Annotated in this window: 1 protein-coding gene; it reads right to left on the bottom strand. The window is 55.3% G+C overall.

Annotated features, from left to right (window positions below):
• Positions 1–180, bottom strand: a 180-nt coding sequence (locus tag DPQ22_RS08460; RefSeq protein ID WP_425305164.1) for a hypothetical protein, incomplete at its 3' end; no start/stop codon positions are given.
• Positions 181–412: the final 232 nt, after the last annotated feature.

Raw genomic sequence — 412 nt, 5'->3', positions numbered from 1 at the left:
GCCTTTCCGCTCCACCGCGCCAGTCAAAAATTTCTCAACCGCCCTGACAATCGCCTGTTCAGAACAGCCTTCAAGCGCCAAAAAAGCAGCACGAAAGAAAATTTCGTAATCAATGCCTTCCGACTGCGGGAAGGAGTTCACCAAATCCAAAATCGCCCTTTTCTTCAGATTCTCGCTCATTTTTTTGCCTTTCTTCCTCGGCTATTAGCCGCATCATCGCATCGCTTGCCCGCCCTCGTATGTATCGCCCCGCACGAGGCGGCGCGCCGGGCATTCCGCCGCCTTGCACTGCCGGCAAAGCGGGTTCATCAGTCCAGCGCTGCTGGTTCAAAAATGTAGAGGGATTACACCATGAACGGTCAGCGGGCTTGCCACGGCAATACCGCTCCAGCCCGGCCATAATGGCCGGTAA

The organism is Candidatus Tokpelaia sp. (assembly GCF_008636115.1).
In the GTDB taxonomy this organism is placed as follows: domain Bacteria; phylum Pseudomonadota; class Alphaproteobacteria; order Rhizobiales; family Rhizobiaceae; genus QLZD01.
This window is presented reverse-complemented; position numbering and strand designations above follow the sequence as displayed.